Genomic DNA, 19,446 nt, shown 5'->3' with positions numbered 1-19,446 from the left:
ATCTATGAAGTTGACAGTGAACGGCGAGCCAATGGCGTTCCCAGCCGGCACCACCATTGGTGCCTTAATCGAACATCTGGGGCTGGTGGGTAAGCGCCTGGCCATTGAACTGAACGAAGATATAGTGCCCCGCAGCCAGCACGCAGACACGGCCTTGGCTGAGGGCGATCAGGTAGAAGTGGTACGCGCCATCGGTGGCGGCTGACCGCTAATAGCCAGACGCTTTGCGCAAAATCTCTCGCACAGGCTGCCAAAGCTTGGGTGCGCTGATCAGTATATCTTTGCCCCATAAGTCCGCGGGTTGATTTTCGGGCACCTCGCCGAAGTGTCCGGCGTGGGCACCAGCTTCTATTGCTATCAGCCTTGCGGCGGCAAAATCCCAGGGGCTGACATTTTCGTAGTACACATCCAACCGGCCGCAGGCTACCCAGCATATATCCAGAGCCGCAGAGCCAATTCGGCGTAAATCACGGCATTGGTGAATCATTGCATCCAACCGCTTTAGTAGCGGCTCCAGCGCGTCTTTTGTGTAAGGGAAACCGGTGGCAAACAATGCCTGGCGCAGCTCGCTGGCATTGCTGTGGCTGATCGCCTGGCCGTTTAGGGTTGCCCCTTCACCGCGGGTCGCGCGGAAGGTTTCCCCTTTGCCGTTCTGGCCGGCGAAGGGTGCGTGCACAACGCCTGCCTGCACTTGGCCGCGCTCGGCGTAGGCGATGGAAACGGCTACTTGTGGGTGGCCGTAGGCGTAGTTTACGGTGCCATCGATTGGGTCAATCACCCACAGCGGCGTATCGATGTGCTCGGCCTGAGCCAGGTCGGGCATGGTTTCTTCCGACAGAATGCGATGTTCCGGAAAACGCCTGCGGATGGCATCGGTAATGAACTCGTCCGCCATTATATCGGCGTGAGTCACAAGCTCAGTTTGCTGTTTGTAATCGGTACGCAGGGTGTTGTGATCGCGCTCGTGACGAATCAGCTCTCCGGCGTCAAGGGCCAGGGCTTGGGCAAAGTCAGTGATCTCGTGCAGGGAAAAAGAATCAGACATGGTGCCTCCTGGCCGTAAAGCGGTGTTCAGAGCCGGTGGGTGTCCAGCTCAGTGTGAATAATTTGCCGCCCCAGCATAATAATGCGGCCGCTATAACGTTCTTCGCCGGTGCTGGTGAAGTCAAACATGAAACGTCGCCATACCCGCAACTGTCCGCCGCTGTCGCGTTTTACCCATACGCCGCGCAGATACACAGCCTCATCCAGCAGCATTACATCCATGGTTTTGCAGTAGCGCTTGGCCGCAATCAGCACTCCATCTTTGATAGCCGTGGCCCGCCACCAGTACCAGGTGGCGAAGCCAAGAACAAACAGCCAAAACAGATTGAGCAGCGTCAATGCGAATTAGCTGGCTGGAGAGTGGTTGGGGTGATCGTGATTTTCTCCATTGTCATCCTCATGCTTGTCTTTGCTGGCGGCGTTGTGGTCCCGCGCCAGCAGCACGTAAAACGCCGGCAGTACAAACACAGTGAGCAGAGTACCAATGCCCAGCCCGGCCGTAATAGTGAGGCCGATCGCGAAGCGACTTTGAGCGCCCGGTCCGGATGCCAGCAGCAGCGGTACCATCGCGAAAATCAGCGCCAGTGACGTCATGATAATAGGCCGCAAACGAATAGACGCGGCTTCCACCACTGCATCCAGTTTGTTCAACCCTTTGCTTTTCTGCAGCTGGTTGGCGAATTCCACAATTAATATTCCGTTCTTGGACACCACGCCTATCAGGGTAATCAGACCTACCTGAGTGTAGATGTTCATGGTAGCAAAGCCCAACACAATAAACGCCATGGCTCCGGCTACCGACATGGGCACGGATATCAGAATGATCAGCGGATCGCGCCAGCTTTCAAACTGCGCCGCCAGCACCAGGTAAATCACCAATAGCGACAGGAAGAAGGTCACCATCAAAGCGCTTCCTTGTTTCGCTTGCTGACGGGTTTCGCCCTTGTAGTCAAAACCAAAGCTCTGGGGGAGAATGTCCGCCGACGTCTTTTCCATGAAATCCATAGCGGTGCCAGAGGCCACACCGGGCGAAACCACGCCTTCAAGAGTCAGCGAATTTTGTTGGTTGAACTGGGTACGGTTCGACGGTTCTACATCGCGGCTGAAAGACACCACGCTGGACAGGGGCACCAGTGCGCCGCTGTCGGCACGAATGTAGTAATCTTTCAGAGCTTGTTCGTCTGTGCGGAAGTTTTGATCCACCTGGGGAATAACCTGATAAGAGCGGCCTTCCATACTGAAGCGGTTAACGTAACCGCCGCCGAGCATACTGCTCAACTGCTGGCCTATGTCTTTCATTGACAGGCCCAGGTCTGACGCCCGATCACGATCCACATCGATGCGGGTAACCGGCTTGTCAAAGCTGATGGACTTGCGCAGGAACATGAAGTTGCCACTTTGCATAGCCGCGCCTACCAGTTCGTCGGCAACGCTGCTCAATTGCTCGTAACTGCCACCGGTGGTCACTACAAACTGAAATGGCAGGCCGCCGCCAGAACCGGGTAGGGACGGACGGGCGAATACTGCCGTTTGCAAACCGGTCACTTTGCTCAGTTCGGCGGTCATTTTAGGCTGCATCTCAAACTGGGTTATGTCGCGCTCTGTCGAGGGCTTCATTTTTAGTCCGCCAAACACCGCGTTTGGCGCAGTGAAGCCAAGAACCATGAAGTCTTCGTAGTAGCCGTCGACTGTCGATAACCGCTCCTGAACTTCTTTGCCATTTTCAAGCAGATAATCAAGGGTGGACGTTTGCGGGCCCAGACCCTGGTAGAACAGAATGCCCTGATCTTCGGTCGGCGCCAGTTCATTTTGGCTCATGGTGACCATGAAGTAGATTGAGCACAATATTGCCAAGGCAAAAAACACCACCACCGACTTGGTTTTCATCAGCGACACAAGGGCTATGGAATAGCCATTGGCGATGCCCTGAAAGGTGCGCTCTACGATGCGTTCGAACTTGCCGGGATCGCCGTGGGGTTTAAGAACTTTGCCTGACAGCATGGGCGACAGGGTCAAGGCTACAATCCCGGAAATTACCACGGTGCCCGCCAGAGTAAAGGCGAACTCGGTGAACAGTGAACCCACAAGGCCCCCCATAAACCCGATGGGCGCATACACCGCAACCAGGGTTGTTGTCATGGCAATAATGGGCACGGCCATTTCACGGGCGCCATGGATGGCGGCATCGTATCGTGATTCGCCGTTCTCAATGTGCCGATGAATGTTTTCCACCATGATGATGGCGTCATCCACCACCAGGCCGATCGCCAGTACCATTGAAAGAAGCGTCAGCAGGTTCAACGAGAAGCCGAACAGCAGCATCACAAACGCACCGCCCACCAACGATAGTGGAACCGCAATAGAGGGAACTATAGATGCGCGCACAGAGCCCAGGCATAAAAACACGACGATCAAGACAATCACCAGTGCCTCGGCCAGGGTTTTAATCACTTCGCTGATGGAGTCCTCAATAAACTGTGAGCCATCATAGGCCACCCGAATCTCAAGGCCTGAGGGCATTTGGCTGCGAATACCTGGCAGTTCATCTTTTACCAGCTTGGCCACGGTTAGCGGGTTGGCGCCCGGAGCTAGCTCAATGGCGGTGAAGGTGGCCGGGATGCCTTTGTACATGACTAGCTGGTCGTAAGATTGTGCGCCCAGTTCAACCCGTGCAATGTCCTGCAAGCGGATCTGGGTGCCGTTTTTCTGTTTTACCACGAGCTGTTTGAAATCTTCAGGGTCGGCAATGTCGGTGTTACTGGTCAGCGCGATCTCAGTAAACGTACCTTTGGTGGTACCGACTGCGGCCTGGTAGTTATTCGCGCGCAACTGGTCAACAACTTCTACCGGCGTCATGTCCACAGCAGCGAGGCGTTCCGGGTCAAGCCATACCCGCACAGCAAATGTACGCCCGAGCAACTGAGCCTTACCTACGCCGCTAATCGCTTGTAACTGGGGCTGCACAACCCGGGTTAGATAGTCGGTAATTTGCGGTACGCTTAACTCGCCTTCGCTGTAAAACGCGATATACATCAATGCAGTGGAATCGCCGGTGCTGGAACTGATGACCGGGTCTTGGGCCTCGGTTGGCAGCACGTTCCGTTGGCTTGCCACTTTCGACTGAATTTCAGCAAGGGCCGCGTTGGCGTCGTAGTTCAGCTCCATGTGGGCTTCAATGGTTGAAGAGCCCTGGGCGCTGGTTGAAGTCAGATAGTCGATACCGCTGGATTCAGCGATGGCCTGTTGCAGTGGCGTGGTAATAAAGCCTTTAATCAGATCTGAGCTGGCGCCCGGATAAGCGGTGGAAATGGTAACCGTGGTGCTTTCCAGTTGCGGGTACTGGCGTATTTCCAGATCCATGGCCGCGCGAACACCCAGCAGCAAAATTAGCAGGCTTACGACGGTTGCCAGCACCGGGCGCTGAATGAATATGTCGGTGAAACGCATTATTCAGACGCCTCCTGTGAACCTTGACTGATGTTGCTTGCAGCTTTGCTGCTGTCATCCTGAATCTTCACGGCTTGGCCCGAGCGCAGTCGTAACAGGCCTTTGGAGACAACCGTTTCGCCCGCTTTGAGGCCTTCGAGAACCGCAACCCTATCGTCACGCGCATCGCCGGAGCGAACACTGCGACGTGTGACCACTTTTTGGCCTTGGTCATTGTCTTCTACGACAAAGGCGAAATCGCCATAAGTATTGTAGGAAATCGCGGTGCGTGGCACGGTCACTACGGTTATGTCATCAGGTTGACGCGTACTCACTGTGGCAAACATGCCCGGGCGCAATAGTTGGTTGCGGTTGGCAAGGGTAGCGCGAATACGCACGGTGCGGGTGTCAGCGTTCACCGACGTATTGATGGCGCTGACCGTGCCGGTGAATTCGGTGTTTGGCACCGCAGCGACCGTAGTCATGACAGAATAATCTACAGCTACGTCAGGCAAATTCTTTTCCGACAGGGTGTAATCAACGTAAATAGGATCAAGCATGTTGATTTCAACAATCGGTGTACCAGTGGCAATGTATTGGCCCTGATCCACCAGGCGGATACCCACGGTGCCGTCAAAAGGCGCACGAATCACTTTTTGACTGAGCTGGGCTTCGGCCTCGTTAACCCGCGCGTTGGCGGCATCGTAGTTGGCCTTGGCTTGATCATACTGCGACTGTGATACAGCGCGTTTCGGCAGCAGGTCAGCTATGCGTTTGAATTCCTGACGGGTAAGTTGGGCCTCGGCGCTGCGGGTGCGAAGAGCCGCTTCATCAATGGCGGCGTCCAGGCGAATCAGCACGTCGCCCTTGTTGACAAGGTCACCAGATTCAAAGTTGATCTGTTGGATAACTCCGGGCACTTCGTTGGCTACATCAATGCCATTCACCGCCACAATGCTGCCGACGGCTTTCACGGCAGGTGTCCACTGCTCAGTCTGCGATTGCACCACCGAGATTTCCGCCGGCGGCTGCGGTTGTGACATTTGTTCCTGCATCTGGCCAAATTGCCAGAATTTGTATCCAAAAATACCGCCAAGAACGACGCCGAGAAGAACGATAACAATAATGAAGCGAAAAGCAGTGCGCATGATGACAGACCTTGATAATTCAGATTACGCCCCGTATTCGCACAGGCATGGCAGCGGCGGGGAAATTAGGTTAAGCAAAGAAGCATAGCATCCTATAAAAGTCACTGAAACGTTCATCTGCTTTTATAGATAGTCTTCGCAGCCGATGATGTTTGCCAGGCATCCCCCGAAACCACGCTGAAACTGTGACGAAGCTCTGTTGAAATTATGGCGTATCTGGCTTTGTACTGGCAGTTGGTGACAGAATTACGGTCGAAGTTACCATGGGGATCAGCGCATGCAATGGATTTTGGGAATTGCCTTGGCCGCGGGGCTGTTTGTTGTGTTGCGGCAATGGGGGACCTTGTCGCCAGAAAAGAAAAAAGCGGCCACCTGGAAAACCATTCTTATCGGCGGTGGCGGCCTTTTGCTACTGATGGTGTTGACTGGGCGCATTCACGTTTTGACAGCCGCTGTTGCCGCCTTGTTGCCGTTGTTGAGAAAGCTGCCTGCGTTGTTGCGATACCTGCCCTTTATTCAGCGTACTTTTGATGGTCAAGCTAGTAATGGTCAGGCTGGCAATGGCCAAGCCAGCCGTAATCAGGACAGCACTGACGGTCAGGAGCGCCAGCGGACGGGCGCTAACGTGGCCGGGCAAGTCAGCGAACGTGAAGCCTGCGAGATTCTTGGCGTGGAACCGGGATGCCACCGCGATGACATCGTGATGGCCCATCGCCGGCTGATGCAAAAAATTCATCCGGATCGCGGCGGCAACGATTACCTGGCAGCGAAAGTTAACGAGGCAAAGAGTGTCCTGCTGCGTGGGGCCAAAATCTGAGCCTCAGGGTAGAATGTCAACCCGCACGCGAATCTGGCTGCTTCGATTTTCACTGCTATTAACTTGGTACACGATGCCGGATTTTTCACGGCTTTCGCTGCGGTCAACGCCACCCAGAGACACCCATTGCCCGGGTTGAACCTGGCGAATAGTCATTAGCGCTTCCGTGTCATAACCCGGCAGGGCGGCGGCATCTTGTTCAAACGACATAATACTGAGCTCTATATTCTGCGGTGAAATCACCCGCGGAGTCACCACAAAGCCGCTGCGGGTTTCCACCAGTTGCAATAATACGGCTGGATTTCGGCCGCCACGGGCCGCGAATGGCAAACTGCGAATTTGGCCGGCACTGACCTGAGCCGATTGCCCGTCTTGCACGATCAATGAGCGCTCGCGATTGCCGGATGATCTGATCGTTTTGCTCTGCGCACTTATCGTGACTGTATTGCTGTTAATGATGTTGCGATTACTTGACGCGTTATCTTGAGTCAGGTTGACACCGCCACCGCTGCGTTTACCGCCGATGTCCTCCCGAGACTGCACGCTGATGCGCAGCTGCGCCGTAGCAACATCCAGTTGCTGAATAATCTGACCGATTTCGTCCAGTAGGCGAGCCTCGCCGCGAGCTACAATTTTCTGCCCGACCACGGTGACATTCACTTCTTCGTAAAGATCGCGAATTTGCGCGGCCACATCCGCAGCCGGGCGTTGGTTCAGGTTGTAAGCCCGGCTTTGGCTTGTCGCAAAGGCATTGGCTGAAACCGAAAACAGGAGAAACGTAATAAACAGCACCATTACGTTTGGCGCTGTGAGTCGGGAAATACGGGGACAATTCATGGAGTACTCCGCGGTTTGGGCAGGTGCCTGCCATTGACACCGCCAGATAAAAACTTTGCATAAGCGGTTGCCAAGTTGAAAACAGGCCGGTTATAGTAAAAAGCATGAAGACTCAGCCAGCAATTTGCCAATTAAATGTTCAGCAAGCTTTCGGTATTGAACCGTCAGCGGCGGCATTGGCTGTTTCATTTTGGTGGCGCGACTATGGCTTTTATTTTAGCCAGACCCCGGGCCGCCCTTAGATCTTCATCATCGAACAACGAGGAAGGCAGCCCGGCAGATCACCCAGGCTGCCACCGGACTCAAAAACCCCGACTGGTAGCCCAGTCGGGGTTTTTTGATTTTGGAACAGGGAAACGGACAAATCGCCATGAATATGCCAGTAAGTGTTGTTGAGAATGCCGAAGAGAGTGCTGTAGAGAGCGTTATGGAGAGTGCAATAGGGAGTGCAATAGGGAGTGCCGTAGAACCTGCGGTAAAAATTGCCCCAGCCCGTCGCCGCGAGGTGGCTTTGCCCACGCCTGATCAGTTGCGCGGGTATTTTCCGCTAGTGGCGAAGCTTGAGGCACAGGTTGAACACCAGCGCCACGCGATTCGTAATATCCTTAACGGGGCCGACGACCGCCTGCTGGTCGTGATCGGGCCATGTTCTATTCACGACGAAGTGGCCGCTCTGGAGTACGCGCAAAGGCTGAAACAGCTTGCGGCGGATGTTAGTGACCGTATGTTGATTGTGATGCGCGCCTACTTGGAAAAACCCCGCACCACAGTTGGCTGGAAAGGTTTGTTATACGATCCTGAACGTAGCGGGCAGGGCGATTTGAATCAGGGCTTGGTACGCTCGCGGCAATTGTTGCTGAATCTGGCGGCCACCGGCCTGCCGCTAGCCACTGAAGCGCTGAGCCCGTTTGCTATGGATTATCTGGGAGACCTGGTGAGTTGGACGGCTATTGGTGCGCGCACCACGGAGTCGCAGCTGCATCGCGAAATGGCCAGCGGCTTGCCAATGCCGGTGGGTTTTAAAAATGGCACTGACGGCGGCATCGCGGTGGCCACCAATGCCATGCAGTCCGCGGCCCACGGCCACCATCATCCGGGGCTGTCTGCCAGAGGCACGCCGGTCATGATTTCTACAGAGGGCAACGCTGACACCCATCTGGTGTTGCGTGGTGGTCGCGGTATCACCAATTACGACAGCCACAGCATCGCCCGCGCGACCCATGCGCTGCAGCAGGCAGGCCTGAATCCGGCGGTGATGGTGGACTGCAGCCACGATAACGCCTGCAAGCAACACGAGCGCCAGCAGGAGATAGCCCGCGATGTTGTCGCCCAACGGCGCGCCGGTAATCGCCAGATTTGTGGGCTAATGCTGGAAAGCTTTTTACAGCCGGGCCGCCAGAACGACGGCGCTGACCTTCAATACGGCTGCTCGATTACCGATCCGTGCCTGGGATGGGAGCAGACAAAGGCTCTGATCCGCTCACTGTAGACAGCAATAACTGACCGGCTAAAAGCAGCAGCACACCGCCCATTAGCCGGTCCAGCCAATGACCGAAACGGTTAAAACCTTTGCGTACCCTCGGCTGGCTAAAGAACACAGTCACCAGGCTGAACCATAAAAAAGTGGCCAGAGCCATGTACAGACCATAGCCGGCTTGTACAAAAACCGGTGTGCCGGGGCTGATAATCACCGAAAACAACGAGACAAAAAAGAGCGTGGCTTTGGGATTCAGAGCGTTTGTCAGGAAACCCAGGCGCAGCGCCGCCAGGCGGCTTTGGTGCGGTGCTTTTGCAGCCTCCACGTAAACTCCTCCGGCCTTGGCACGCAGGCACTGCACCGCGATCCATGTCAGATACAGAGCACCAATCACTTTCAAAAGGCTGAACAACAGCACCGATTGCTGAATAAGCAGCCCTATGCCCAATAGGGAATAAGCCACATGCACTAAAATTCCCGCGCCTATGCCTGCAGCTGTTAATAGCGAGTTTGCGCGGGTTTGGCACAGTGCCTGGCGTAGCATAACCGCAAAGTCGGGCCCGGGACTGGCGACCGCCAGAAAATGCACTAGAACGACGATCAGAAATTCTGGCCAGAACGTGTTCATGCCACGTGCTCCTTCTGTGGGTCTGTAAAGGGCCAATATTGTGAAACACAAAGCATTGATATGCCAAGCACAATCGACTGCTATAGTGAGTGTTCACGAGACGTTTATAAGGAGGCAGTTATGAAACAGCGAAAGGTTAAGGTGGCCATTATTGGTGCCGGCACTGCCGGTATGGTTGCCTACCAACGGGCACGTAAGCATAGCGATAGTGTGCTGTTGATTGAAGGTGACCGATACGGAACAACCTGCGCCCGGGTAGGATGTATGCCCAGCAAACTGTTGATCGCCGCCGCTGATGCGGCCCACGCAGCCCGCAGCGCCGGTCTTTTCGGAATTACCTGCCCCGCAGTTGCGGTTGATGGTAAGGCGGTGATGGCGCGGGTGCGATTGGAGCGGGATCGGTTCGTTGCATCGGTGGTGAAGTCTGCAGAAAGCTATCCTGAGCAAGATCGGTTGCACGGCAATGTGCGTTTTGCATCGCCGCACCGGTTAATGGTGGGCGACCATACCGAGGTGACGGCAGAGCGCATCGTCATCGCGACCGGCTCGCGCCCCAATATCCCCGGGTTTTTGAAAGAAGCCGGAGATCGCCTGGTGGTAAATGACGATCTGTTCGACTGGCATGATTTGCCGGCCTCGGTGGCTGTGTTTGGTCCCGGAGTGATTGGTCTGGAACTGGGCCAGGCGCTGGCTCGGCTGGGCGTGCGCATTCGCATGTTTGGGGTGGGTGGAAGCCTGGGGTCGTTGCAAGATCCGCAGTTGCGGGACTACGCGCTAAAAACCTTTAATCGCGAGTTCCCGCTGGACCCCGACGCCGATGTTACGGCGGTTGCGCGCAGTGCCGAAGGTGTTTCGATAAGCTTTAAAAACGCCGACAGTAAGGTCGTGACCGAGGAATTCGACTACCTGCTGGCAGCAACCGGTCGGCGCTCGAATATTGACGGGTTAGACATACAAAACGCCGATCTGCAACTGGATGACCAGGGCATACCGGTCTTCAACGGTTACACTCTGCGCTGTGGTGACAGCCATATATTCATTGCTGGCGATGTTAACAACGAAGCACCTTTGCTGCACGAAGCCGCTGATGAAGGCCGTATTGCTGGCGACAACGCCGGCCGTTACCCGGATGTTCGGGCAGGTTCGCGCAAAGTGCCGTTGGCGGTGGTGTTTACCGACCCACAGATCGCTTCGGTGGGGTTGACGATCCAGCAGGTGGATGAGCGTTGTCGCGGCCATTACGCGGTGGGTGAAGTCAGCTTCGAAAATCAGGGCCGCAGCCGGGTGATTGGTAAAAATCGCGGGCTGCTTAGGGTGTACGGCGAACACGGTAGCGGTTTGTTTATGGGCGCCGAAATGTTTGGCCCTGCCGCCGAGCACATTGCCCATCTGCTGGCCTGGTCTGCTCAGCGCCGAATGACGGTGACTGAAATGCTCGAAATGCCGTTCTATCACCCGGTGATTGAAGAAGGTCTGCGCAGTGCCTTACAGGACCTGAGCCGTAAACTCAGTATGGGCCCTGCTGCTGACAGCAACTGCATGGACTGCGGTCCGGGCGTATGACATTTGGCAGGTCTAGATTAACGTTTGTTATGGAGCTTGGGTGCCACACGGTCTTGAAATTAACCTGAGGCGGGCCCAAGTCTGACCCTATCGCGGCGATCAACTCGTTAAACTTCCGCTTTATCGCGCGCGGCGCCACACTGGTGTTAATGTTATTGAACGTCAAGGAGACGAACATGAGTAAAAACTTTCTTGGTTTGGATACTGCGAAAACGCAGAAGCTGGCTGATTCGCTAAACGATTTGCTGTCTAACTATCAAATTTTTTACATGAACGTGCGGGGATATCACTGGAACATCAAGGGCGATAACTTCTTTGAGCTGCACGTTAAATTTGAAGAACAGTACAACGCGTTGTTGATGAAGGTTGACGAAATTGCCGAGCGTGTTTTGACTCTGGGCCATCGCCCCGCCCACGCTTATAGCACCTATATGGAGCGGTCTGATATCCCCGAGCGTAAAGACGTGTCTAACGGCAAAGACGCTGTGCAGAACATAGCAGAAAGCTTTGTAAAATTGATCGGCAAGCAGCGTGAACTGCTGAGTTTGGCCAACGACGCCGACGATGAAGGCACCGCGTCGCTGATGAGTGATTACATTGCCGAGCAGGAAAAAACCCTGTGGATGTACCGCAGCTACCTGGGCCAGTAAGTCCCGGTTAATGCCAAAAATGGCGGCCACATGGCCGCCATTTTTTTATCTGCTACTTTCATTTGTTAGTAAGAGGAACTCATGCCAAACCACCCTGGAAAGATCACAATCAGCGCCAGCACAAACACCTGCAAGAGGATGAAAGGCAGCACCCCCTTGTAGATATCAATCGTTCGCACCTCCGGCGGTGCAACCCCCTTAAGGTAAAACAAAGCGAACCCGAAGGGCGGCGTCAAAAAGCTGGTTTGCAGGTTCATAGCGATAAGAATGGCAAACCAAAGCATGTTGATGCCCAGGGCTTCGGCCACGGGCGCCAGAATAGGCACGATGATGAAGGAAATTTCGACAAAATCGATGAAGAAGCCCAGCACCATAATCACCAGCATGGCGAGGATAATAAAGCCCCATTTCTCGCCCGGCAGTTGCAACATCCATTCTTCCAGCAGGTAATCGCCACCGCTGTAGCTGAACACCATCGAAAAGGCCGTCGCACCGATCAGGATGGCGAACACCATGGCCGTTACTTTCACCGTATCTTTTGAGGCATTCCAAACCATCTGAAATGAGAACTGGCCATAGATAAGGGCCAGCAAAATGGCACCCACGCCACCAAGGGCCGAGGATTCTGTCGGCGTCGCAATCCCGGTAAAGATTGAACCAAGCACAATGACAATCAGCGCCAGCGGCGGAATGATGGCCAGCAGTGCATTCATGACTTCCTTTTTACGGGAAATGGTCTTGTCTTCAGGCATGGCCGGAGCCGTTTCGGGTTTGAAGCGGGTCACGATCAGTATATAAACGATATAGAGCCCGATAAGAACCACACCGGGCCCAACGGCCGCCCGGAACAGATCGCCAACAGGAAGCCCAAGCACGTCGCCCAGAATAATCAGGATGATGGACGGAGGAACAATCTGGCCCAGCGTACCTGCCGCACAAATGGTGCCGGTTGCCAGTCGCTTGTCGTACTGGTGGGCAAGCATCACGGGCAGCGATATCAGGCCCATGGCAACCACACTTGCGCCTACGACACCTGTGGAGGCCGCAAGCAGTGCGCCAACCAGAATGGTAGAAATAGCCAGGCCGCCGGGCAGACCACCAAATAGCCGGCCCATGGAGGTTAGCAACTGTTCAGCCAAACGCGTGCGCTGAAGGATAACACCCATAAAGATAAACAGCGGAACGGCCATTAGAACCGTATTCTGCATAACGCTCATGATGCGATAAGGCATGAAAGCGAACAGATCCATACCTTCCGACAACACACCAAAAAACAAAGCCACGCCGCCAAACGTGAAGGCGACCGGGAAGCCCACCATTAGCATCACCAGGGCCACGACGAACATTATCATGCCGATCATGCGAGTCCCCCTCCGCTGTGCTCACCTTCGTACTCTTTGTCGCCGTACATAACCCGCAGGGCGTAAGTTGCCATATTAAGGCCGGCGATGCCGATAAAGAACGCAGAAACCGGTATTGCGGATTTGATCAACCAACGGTGAGGCAGGCCGCCAGGATCGCCGCTGCCTTCGCCCATGCTGTAGGAGCTTAGAGTAAAATCGTAGCCATAAATGCCGATCAAATAGGCGAATGGCACCACAAATAGCAGAGCGCCTGTCAGGTTTACCCATGCCTTGGTTTTGTTGCTCCATTTCGTATAAAGCACGTCTACCCGAACGTGGCCGTCTGTGCGCAACGCATAGGGAATGCCGAACAGGAAAACCACGGAGTAAAGGTGCCACTCCATTTCTTGCATACCGATGGATACCTGATTAAACGCGTAGCGGGCAGCAACGTCGTAAAAAACGTTACCCACCATCAGTATCATGGCGACACAGGCGACCCAGCCGCAAAAATTAGAGAGGCGCGCAAGGCCCTCGTCCAGCTTTATAATCCACTGCATTCACAATCCTCCGCCAGGGCGCTGGCGATTCTGCTATAGCTAAAAACAACAAAACCGGGATCGCTCACAGAACGAACCCGGCTCAATTACCGCCTGTATCTTACTCTACTGTGCTCATTGTGTTCAGGTATGCCTGCTCAGAAATTTCGGTATAAGCGCGGCTTTGTGCGAGATAGTCTTCCTGGGATTTTATAATCCTGGCCGCTTGTTCGTTGCTTTCAGAAGCTTCTTTTAAAAGCTTTTTGTTGGCATTGTACATAGCCTGGAAAATGTCTTGGGGGAACTGCTTGATCTGCACGTTCGGGAAGTCTTTCTTGATGCTGGCCCAAGCTTTCGCATTTTCGTGCTGTGAGAGTACCAGCATGTCGTAGGAGGCTGTGCGCATAGCAACACGCATGATTTCCTGCAAATCGGCAGGCAACTTTTCCCATACCTGCTTGTTCACCAGAAACTGAAGCTCGGTGGCAGGCTCGTGCCAACCGGTGTAGTAATAGTCCGCGATCTGCTGGAAGCCAAGGCGGAGATCCAGAGCCGGACCCACCCACTCAACCGCGTCAATAGTGTTGCGTTCCAAGGACGTGTATAGCTCGCCTGGCGCAATGTTAGTCGGGTTCACGCCCACTTCAGCAAAGACTTCGCCGGCGAAGCCCGGAATGCGCATTTTCAGGCCCTGAAGGTCTTCCAGCGACTTGATTTCTTTGCGGAACCAGCCGCCCATCTGAACGCCAGTGTTGCCGCCGGGGAACGATAGCATGTTGTGTGGCGCATACACTTCCTGCATCAGCTCCATGCCGCCGCCGTGATAAAACCAGGCGTACTGTTCAATGGCGTTCATACCGAAAGGCATGCTGGTGAAGAACAGGGTCTCTGGAACCTTACCCTTCCAATAGTAGGAAGCGGAGTGGCCCATGTCGTATTGGCCGGCCTTGACCATATCAAACACGCCCAGAGGTGCCTTGTGCTTGTTAGCAGAATCGATGCGGATTTTCAGGCGACCGTTAGACATTTCCTCGACAGATTTGGCGAAGTTTTTGGTGGTGTCCCCAAAAATCGGAAAGTTCGGGCCCCAAGTTTCTGCCAGCTTCAGGGTAAATGTTTCCTGAGCCAGTGCGTGTGTAGAGGCGAAAGTCGCTGCCACCGCGAGTATTGCCGCGGAAAAAATGGAACGAATCATCATTTTTTTTGCTTCCTTTTATAATTGTTTTTCGCTGAGTCTGCGTTCTGTTACAAACGCGATAAAACTAGCTCACATTATCAGTTATTTTTAATCGGTGGAACGAAAAATATAAAGCATTAGATATAGGTCGTAGGTGCTGTAACGGCCCGAGCATTGTTTGCGCGGGTGCGCCACGCCCTGAACCGTCGCAAGGCGGGTTTTTCAACGCTGTAATGGATCAGGCAGGCGAAAAGCAGAACGATGCCAAGAGCAAGGCAGACACTGAGCCAGCCGGTGCGAGCAGAATGGCATCCGCGGCTGGGGGGCGGCCATAGCGATGAATGCGGTAGATCAGCATGCCGTCAGGAATCTGCTTCCACCGAACCAGCCATCATGGGCATTGCGCTCCAGGGTCATGAAAATCACAAATCCGCTGAGTATGAAGAACAGGTGCACACCGTATCGGCCAAATGACAAACCGTGATTAAGCCAGGGCCAAAGCGCAAAGCCGTGGGCATACATTTCGTGGTAATAGGGCAGGTAATGGAACAGCACCACGCCCAAGGCTGCAAGGCCGCGCAGGGCGTCCAGGCTGCCTAATCTGGAACCGAAAGAGGAGCTGGGCATGGGCTGTCTCGTCACGGATTTGGCTCACAGTAGCCTGCTTTGCGTTGCGGCAATACGGCTCAGCTATACGGTTACCTTGTCCGCGCTATACGATGTGTTCATCATTCAGAACAACCGTCGGGTTCAACGCAGGCAGCCGCAGGGAGATTGGTCATGGCAGTAGAGCTGGGGATTATTGAGGGCTTTTATGGTCCACTGTGGAGTTGGAAGCAGCGCCGGCAACTGGTGCAGAGGCTGGCGCCCCACGGTTACGGTTTTTATCTTTATGCGCCCAAGGCCGATGCGTTTTTAAGACGGCGCTGGCAGGAACCGCACCCGCCGCAGTTTGCCGCAGAAATGGGCGCGTTCGCCCACTTCTGTAAAACCGCCGGGGTGCGTTTCGGTGTGGGCCTGAGCCCGTTTGAACTGTTTGACAACTTTGACGAAGCCGGCCGGCAGGCGCTGGCGCGCAAGCTGGCGTTTTTTGATCAGCTGGGGCTGGATGAACTGGCGATCCTGTTTGACGACATGCACCGTAGCGGGCCGCACACGGCGCAGGCGCAGGCAGACATTGTGCACTGGGTTGCCGAACACTCCACGGTTCGGCGTATCAGCGTGTGCCCGACCTACTACTCGGATGACCCGGTGTTGGATAGGGTGTTTGGCCCTCGCCCGGTGGACTATCTACAGACTCTGGGGCAGGCGCTGGATCCCTCCATACAGATATTCTGGACCGGCGAGGAAGTGTGTTCGCGGGAGATTTCACCCGGCCACTTGCAAAGAGTGGGTGATCTTCTGGGGCGAAAGCCGCTGTTGTGGGACAACTACCCGGTTAATGATGGCGATCGTATGTCTCGCCACTTGCACCTGCGTGGATTTACGGGCCGCCCGGCGTCTAACGCTGCGTACATCGCCGGCCACGCCATTAATCCGGCGCTACAGCCAACGTTGACCTGCATTCCGGCCATTACCCTGGCGCAGAGTTATCAATTCGGGCCGAATTACGAATACGGTAAGGCGTTTTATCGCGCCGCGCAGGAAGTTCTTGGGGCCGAGTTAGCGGATTGCCTGCAAGCAGACTTGTTGGTGTTGCAAGACGCCGGTCTGGAGCGCCTGTCCGCCGAACGGAAGCAGGCTTTGGCGCATACCTATGACGGCTTTGACCACCCTGCGGCCGACGAAATACTGCACTGGCTGGCCGGCGACTACGCGGTTACCAACGAGGTCGTGGCGACCCAGTAGTCTCTTAAGGGCAGGGCGGTTGCTCTGCCTGGCTGAAGCGTTCGCGCATGGCACGGTTGCTGCGCTCGTCGTTTTTGTAGGTGTCTGGCAAGGGCTGCAGAAAATACAGAAAATCACCTTTGGTACGGTGTTCAGACAGCTCCGGCATGGCTTCATTTTCGGGCCAGAAAACCGGGCTTACCACCGTAATTTCCAACTCTGGCGCGCGCTTGTGCAGCAGCGCTACCGTGCCCTGACGCTGTTCGCTGTGGAAATTGCCGTTTACGTGCAGTATCTGATGGCCAGGGTAATTCCGGCGAGCCTGCAAAATGCGTTCGGCCATGGTGTTGTCGCGCAATAATTGTGCTTTGTAGCTGTTGTCCAGGCGCTGCTTCATAGCATCGCCGCCGCCGTTATGACTCGCGCCAATGGCATCATCAAAGCGTTGCCGGTAGGCCGGGGTGTCCAAAAACGGTTGTTGAGCAATGGTTTGGCGCTGTGCCTGAGATAAATCGTCAATAATGTGCGGCCCTTCGCGGCCCACACAACGCACGATATCGCCCGGTGCATTGGCCGCAATCACGGGTAATTGATGGCTAAGGGCGAATTCGACCAGCGGCCGGTAAGACGCGCGATAATTGTCCCAGGCGCCAGTGTCTTCAATCATTTCGCTTTCGCCGCTGCTGCCCGCCAGATACTGGTTCAGCGCATCCTGCTGATTAGTTTCAAATTGCTCCATGCTCAGTATCTGTTGAGGTTGCTGCTGAAACAGCGCCAGCTGCAGCTGGGCTTGAAACAGATGACTGGCGTGATGGCCGTGATATTCGCCAACGACCACCACATCGGCGTTGGCTAAACGCTTTGCCAGCTGCTCTACGGTTAACGTGTTCAAGATGTCAGACTGCGGGTCAACTATATGCGCCTGATACTGGTTTTGAGGTGCTTTCAAGGTGTTGTGCGAGGCCGGGGAGGTCGCGCAGCCGGCTGTTATTGCCAACACTAAGGCGCCAGTCAGGTAACGAATGTTGTAAAGGATTATGGACATAAGCGCGAAGTTCCGTTGCGGTAAGCACACTACTAATAAGTTTTCCGAACACGCTCTGGCTGTATAGCGAGTATAATGCTTGGCGAAGCCCTTCGTACAGGCAAGTTGTTTATGTCCCGCAGCCATTTGTTTTCCCTGCGCCCAGGCCACGCGATCCGCGAAGCCTGCGTGCAGGAGCCTTACAGTTCCCGGCGTTTTGCAAAAGATGTGATGGCCGGTATTACCGTAGGAATTATTGCTATTCCGCTGGCCATGGCACTGGCTATTGCCAGCGGTGTGGCTCCCCAATACGGTTTGTACACGGCCATTATTGCCGGTGTGGTGATTGCGCTCACGGGCGGCAGCCGCTACAGCATTTCCGGCCCTACCGCCGCTTTTGTAGTGATTCTTTATCCCATTGCCCAAGAATACGGGTTAGGCGGTTTGCTTCTAGCCACGGTGATGTCCGGGATGTTGCTGCTGGTTATGGCGGTCATGCGCCTGGGGCGCTTTATTGAGTACATACCGGAGCCGGTGACCCTGGGATTTACCGGAGGCATTGCGGTGGTTATCGCCACTCTGCAGGTGAAAGACCTGTTCGGTTTGCCGATTACGGCCATGCCCGAGCATTACTGGGGAAAGCTGGCTGCTCTGGTTCAAGCTGCACCCTCGCTGGATGCCATGAGTACTCTGGTGGCCGGGGTCACATTGGCTATCATGCTGCTGTGGCCGCGGCTGAAAACACCGGTACCACCGCACTTACCTGCCGTAATTGTTGGTAGTTTGTTGGCGCTGTGGCTAAACAGCCAGGGTGCCTCCATTGATACCATCGGCTCGCGTTTCAGTTATTTACTACCCGATGGAACCAGTGGCAGTGGCATTCCTCCATTTTTGCCCGAGTTTACCTTGCCCTGGCAGCAGGCCGGTGCCGATGGCAGCCCATTGGTGGTGTCCTGGAACCTGATTCAGGCTCTGATTCCGGCAGCGTTTGCCATTGCCATGCTGGGCGCGATTGAATCCTTACTGTGTGCGGTGGTCCTGGACGGCATGACCGGTAAGCGCCACAGCGCCAACAGTGAACTGCTCGGACAGGGTCTGGGCAACATAATCGCACCCTTCTTTGGTGGTATTACAGCCACCGCGGCACTTGCCCGCTCGGCCGCCAACTATCGCGCTGGCGCTGAATCGCCGGTGTCTGCGATTGTGCACTCGCTGGTGGTGGTGCTGGCGCTGGTAGCGCTGGCAGGGGTGCTGTCTTACATGCCAATGCCGGCGATGGCGGCGTTGCTGTTGATAGTGGCGTGGAATATGAGCGAAGCGCCAAAAGCCGTGCACTTGCTTAAAACAGCGCCCCGCGGTGATCTTGTGGTGTTCCTGACTTGCTTCAGCCTGACGGTGGCGCTGGATATGGTGATTGCCATTACCACCGGCGTACTGCTGGCAGCGGTGCTGTTCATGCGCGAAATGGCGCAGATGACACGGGTGACCGACATATCCACCAACCAGCGGGTGACGCAGGCTAACTTGCCCCCCGGCTGGCAGGTGTTCAAGATCAACGGGCCGCTGTTCTTTGCCGCCGCCGAGCGCATCTTTGGCGAGCTGGCGGAACTGTCCAAAAACGCCCGTGGTTTTATACTGTATATGGACGGCGTGACCTTGCTGGACGCGGGTGGACTGTCTGCATTGAATAAGCTCCTGGCCGCCTGCGAGCGCGATGGCACCCGTATCATTATTGCCGATTTGCAGTACCAGCCGCTGCGAGCTCTGGCTCGTGCAGGGGTGGCGCCTGTAAACGGTGTTAGCCGCTTTACACCCACACTGGCTGATGCCCTGGTGCAAGCCAGCGAGCACTGATCGCTGTTAACATCACCTACTACAAAATCGGGCTCTAACAAATAGAGCTCTGATAAACCGTGCTTTGATAAACAGAGCCCCAGCTAACAGTA

Annotated in this window: 18 protein-coding genes; 7 read left to right on the top strand and 11 right to left on the bottom strand. The window is 55.1% G+C overall.

Annotation, left to right across the window (positions count from 1 at the left end):
* The first annotated feature begins 4 nt into the window (after positions 1 to 4).
* Positions 5 to 205: a sulfur carrier protein ThiS gene (gene thiS / locus MIH19_RS19995; RefSeq protein WP_249006531.1), complete on the top strand. Its 201-nt coding sequence runs from the start codon at positions 5 to 7 to the stop codon at positions 203 to 205.
* Positions 206 to 208: 3 nt separating this feature from the next.
* On the opposite strand, the gene MIH19_RS19990 is transcribed toward thiS, so the two are convergent.
* Genes MIH19_RS19990 through MIH19_RS19975 form a run of 4 tightly spaced genes read right to left on the bottom strand, consistent with a single transcriptional unit; the run spans position 209 to position 5,618 of the window.
* Complete coding sequence (locus MIH19_RS19990; RefSeq protein WP_249006530.1) at positions 209 to 1,045, bottom strand: inositol monophosphatase family protein; 837 nt, start codon at positions 1,043 to 1,045, stop codon at positions 209 to 211.
* 26 nt (positions 1,046 to 1,071) lie between these two features.
* Positions 1,072 to 1,383, bottom strand: a complete 312-nt coding sequence (locus MIH19_RS19985) for a DUF3301 domain-containing protein (RefSeq protein WP_249006529.1) — start codon at positions 1,381 to 1,383, stop codon at positions 1,072 to 1,074.
* A gap of 6 nt (positions 1,384 to 1,389) precedes the next feature.
* Positions 1,390 to 4,491 (bottom strand): efflux RND transporter permease subunit, encoded by a 3,102-nt coding sequence (locus tag MIH19_RS19980; RefSeq protein ID WP_249006528.1) that lies wholly within the window; start codon positions 4,489 to 4,491, stop codon positions 1,390 to 1,392.
* Positions 4,491 to 5,618, bottom strand: a complete 1,128-nt coding sequence (locus tag MIH19_RS19975) for an efflux RND transporter periplasmic adaptor subunit (protein ID WP_249006527.1) — start codon at positions 5,616 to 5,618, stop codon at positions 4,491 to 4,493. The genes MIH19_RS19980 and MIH19_RS19975 overlap by 1 nt, the downstream gene beginning before the upstream one ends.
* Before the next feature lie 277 nt (positions 5,619 to 5,895).
* Here MIH19_RS19975 and MIH19_RS19970 point away from each other — a divergent pair, with 277 nt between their 5' ends.
* Positions 5,896 to 6,435 (top strand): molecular chaperone DnaJ, encoded by a 540-nt coding sequence (locus tag MIH19_RS19970; protein ID WP_249006526.1) that lies wholly within the window; start codon positions 5,896 to 5,898, stop codon positions 6,433 to 6,435.
* Positions 6,436 to 6,438: 3 nt separating this feature from the next.
* Here MIH19_RS19970 and MIH19_RS19965 read toward each other — a convergent pair whose 3' ends face one another.
* Entirely contained in the window at positions 6,439 to 7,272 is an 834-nt protein-coding gene (locus MIH19_RS19965; RefSeq protein WP_249006525.1) for a secretin, read from the bottom strand.
* A 370-nt stretch (positions 7,273 to 7,642) separates the two neighbouring features.
* On the opposite strand from MIH19_RS19965, the gene MIH19_RS19960 reads away from it, so the two are divergent.
* Positions 7,643 to 8,761 carry a 3-deoxy-7-phosphoheptulonate synthase gene (locus MIH19_RS19960; RefSeq protein WP_249006524.1) on the top strand — a complete coding sequence of 373 codons (1,119 nt, stop codon included), beginning with the start codon at positions 7,643 to 7,645 and terminating at the stop codon, positions 8,759 to 8,761.
* Here MIH19_RS19960 and MIH19_RS19955 read toward each other — a convergent pair.
* Entirely contained in the window at positions 8,706 to 9,377 is a 672-nt protein-coding gene (locus MIH19_RS19955) for a LysE family transporter (RefSeq protein WP_249006523.1), read from the bottom strand. The genes MIH19_RS19960 and MIH19_RS19955 overlap by 56 nt on opposite strands.
* Before the next feature lie 120 nt (positions 9,378 to 9,497).
* Between MIH19_RS19955 and MIH19_RS19950 the strand changes: the two genes are divergently transcribed.
* Both MIH19_RS19950 and MIH19_RS19945 read left to right on the top strand, forming a co-directional pair.
* Positions 9,498 to 10,940: a dihydrolipoyl dehydrogenase gene (locus MIH19_RS19950; RefSeq protein ID WP_249006522.1), complete on the top strand. Its 1,443-nt coding sequence runs from the start codon at positions 9,498 to 9,500 to the stop codon at positions 10,938 to 10,940.
* A gap of 176 nt (positions 10,941 to 11,116) precedes the next feature.
* Positions 11,117 to 11,590: a Dps family protein gene (locus MIH19_RS19945; protein ID WP_249006521.1), complete on the top strand. Its 474-nt coding sequence runs from the start codon at positions 11,117 to 11,119 to the stop codon at positions 11,588 to 11,590.
* A gap of 65 nt (positions 11,591 to 11,655) precedes the next feature.
* Here MIH19_RS19945 and MIH19_RS19940 read toward each other — a convergent pair whose 3' ends face one another.
* The 4 genes from MIH19_RS19940 to MIH19_RS19925 form a co-directional block, all read right to left on the bottom strand.
* Positions 11,656 to 12,951, bottom strand: a complete 1,296-nt coding sequence (locus tag MIH19_RS19940; RefSeq protein WP_249006520.1) for a TRAP transporter large permease subunit — start codon at positions 12,949 to 12,951, stop codon at positions 11,656 to 11,658.
* The gene (locus MIH19_RS19935) at positions 12,948 to 13,493 is read right to left on the bottom strand and encodes a TRAP transporter small permease subunit (RefSeq protein ID WP_249006519.1); all 546 of its coding nucleotides are present in this window, start codon (positions 13,491 to 13,493) and stop codon (positions 12,948 to 12,950) included. The genes MIH19_RS19940 and MIH19_RS19935 overlap by 4 nt, the downstream gene beginning before the upstream one ends.
* Before the next feature lie 100 nt (positions 13,494 to 13,593).
* Positions 13,594 to 14,670, bottom strand: a complete 1,077-nt coding sequence (locus tag MIH19_RS19930) for a TRAP transporter substrate-binding protein (RefSeq protein WP_249006518.1) — start codon at positions 14,668 to 14,670, stop codon at positions 13,594 to 13,596.
* Positions 14,671 to 15,000: 330 nt separating this feature from the next.
* On the bottom strand, positions 15,001 to 15,276 hold the full coding sequence (locus MIH19_RS19925; protein ID WP_249006517.1) for an acyltransferase family protein: 276 nt from the start codon (positions 15,274 to 15,276) through the stop codon (positions 15,001 to 15,003).
* A gap of 153 nt (positions 15,277 to 15,429) precedes the next feature.
* Between MIH19_RS19925 and MIH19_RS19920 the strand changes: the two genes are divergently transcribed.
* A complete protein-coding gene (locus tag MIH19_RS19920) occupies positions 15,430 to 16,497 on the top strand; it encodes a beta-N-acetylglucosaminidase domain-containing protein (protein WP_249006516.1) in 1,068 nt (355 codons plus the stop codon).
* A gap of 4 nt (positions 16,498 to 16,501) precedes the next feature.
* Here MIH19_RS19920 and MIH19_RS19915 read toward each other — a convergent pair whose 3' ends face one another.
* Entirely contained in the window at positions 16,502 to 17,521 is a 1,020-nt protein-coding gene (locus tag MIH19_RS19915) for a ChaN family lipoprotein (protein WP_249006515.1), read from the bottom strand.
* Positions 17,522 to 17,632: 111 nt separating this feature from the next.
* On the opposite strand from MIH19_RS19915, the gene dauA reads away from it, so the two are divergent.
* Positions 17,633 to 19,354, top strand: coding sequence for a C4-dicarboxylic acid transporter DauA (dauA, locus tag MIH19_RS19910; protein ID WP_249006514.1), 1,722 nt, complete (start codon positions 17,633 to 17,635; stop codon positions 19,352 to 19,354).
* Positions 19,355 to 19,446: the final 92 nt, after the last annotated feature.

The organism is Marinobacter sp. M1C (assembly GCF_023314135.1).
GTDB lineage: Bacteria > Pseudomonadota > Gammaproteobacteria > Pseudomonadales > Oleiphilaceae > Marinobacter.
This window is presented reverse-complemented; position numbering and strand designations above follow the sequence as displayed.

Excerpts from the sequence above, each read along its gene's own strand:
- thiS (WP_249006531.1), top strand. The coding sequence starts at position 5 with ATGAAGTTGACAGTGAACGGCGAGCCAATGGCGTTCCCAGCCGGCACC.
- MIH19_RS19990 (WP_249006530.1), bottom strand. The coding sequence starts at position 1,045 with ATGTCTGATTCTTTTTCCCTGCACGAGATCACTGACTTTGCCCAAGCC.
- MIH19_RS19980 (WP_249006528.1), bottom strand. The coding sequence starts at position 4,491 with ATGCGTTTCACCGACATATTCATTCAGCGCCCGGTGCTGGCAACCGTC.
- MIH19_RS19975 (WP_249006527.1), bottom strand. The coding sequence starts at position 5,618 with ATGCGCACTGCTTTTCGCTTCATTATTGTTATCGTTCTTCTCGGCGTC.
- MIH19_RS19970 (WP_249006526.1), top strand. The coding sequence starts at position 5,896 with ATGCAATGGATTTTGGGAATTGCCTTGGCCGCGGGGCTGTTTGTTGTG.
- MIH19_RS19965 (WP_249006525.1), bottom strand. The coding sequence starts at position 7,272 with ATGAATTGTCCCCGTATTTCCCGACTCACAGCGCCAAACGTAATGGTG.
- MIH19_RS19960 (WP_249006524.1), top strand. The coding sequence starts at position 7,643 with ATGAATATGCCAGTAAGTGTTGTTGAGAATGCCGAAGAGAGTGCTGTA.
- MIH19_RS19955 (WP_249006523.1), bottom strand. The coding sequence starts at position 9,377 with ATGAACACGTTCTGGCCAGAATTTCTGATCGTCGTTCTAGTGCATTTT.
- MIH19_RS19950 (WP_249006522.1), top strand. The coding sequence starts at position 9,498 with ATGAAACAGCGAAAGGTTAAGGTGGCCATTATTGGTGCCGGCACTGCC.
- MIH19_RS19945 (WP_249006521.1), top strand. The coding sequence starts at position 11,117 with ATGAGTAAAAACTTTCTTGGTTTGGATACTGCGAAAACGCAGAAGCTG.
- MIH19_RS19940 (WP_249006520.1), bottom strand. The coding sequence starts at position 12,951 with ATGATCGGCATGATAATGTTCGTCGTGGCCCTGGTGATGCTAATGGTG.
- MIH19_RS19935 (WP_249006519.1), bottom strand. The coding sequence starts at position 13,493 with ATGCAGTGGATTATAAAGCTGGACGAGGGCCTTGCGCGCCTCTCTAAT.
- MIH19_RS19930 (WP_249006518.1), bottom strand. The coding sequence starts at position 14,670 with ATGATGATTCGTTCCATTTTTTCCGCGGCAATACTCGCGGTGGCAGCG.
- MIH19_RS19925 (WP_249006517.1), bottom strand. The coding sequence starts at position 15,276 with ATGCCCAGCTCCTCTTTCGGTTCCAGATTAGGCAGCCTGGACGCCCTG.
- MIH19_RS19920 (WP_249006516.1), top strand. The coding sequence starts at position 15,430 with ATGGCAGTAGAGCTGGGGATTATTGAGGGCTTTTATGGTCCACTGTGG.
- MIH19_RS19915 (WP_249006515.1), bottom strand. The coding sequence starts at position 17,521 with ATGTCCATAATCCTTTACAACATTCGTTACCTGACTGGCGCCTTAGTG.
- dauA (WP_249006514.1), top strand. The coding sequence starts at position 17,633 with ATGTCCCGCAGCCATTTGTTTTCCCTGCGCCCAGGCCACGCGATCCGC.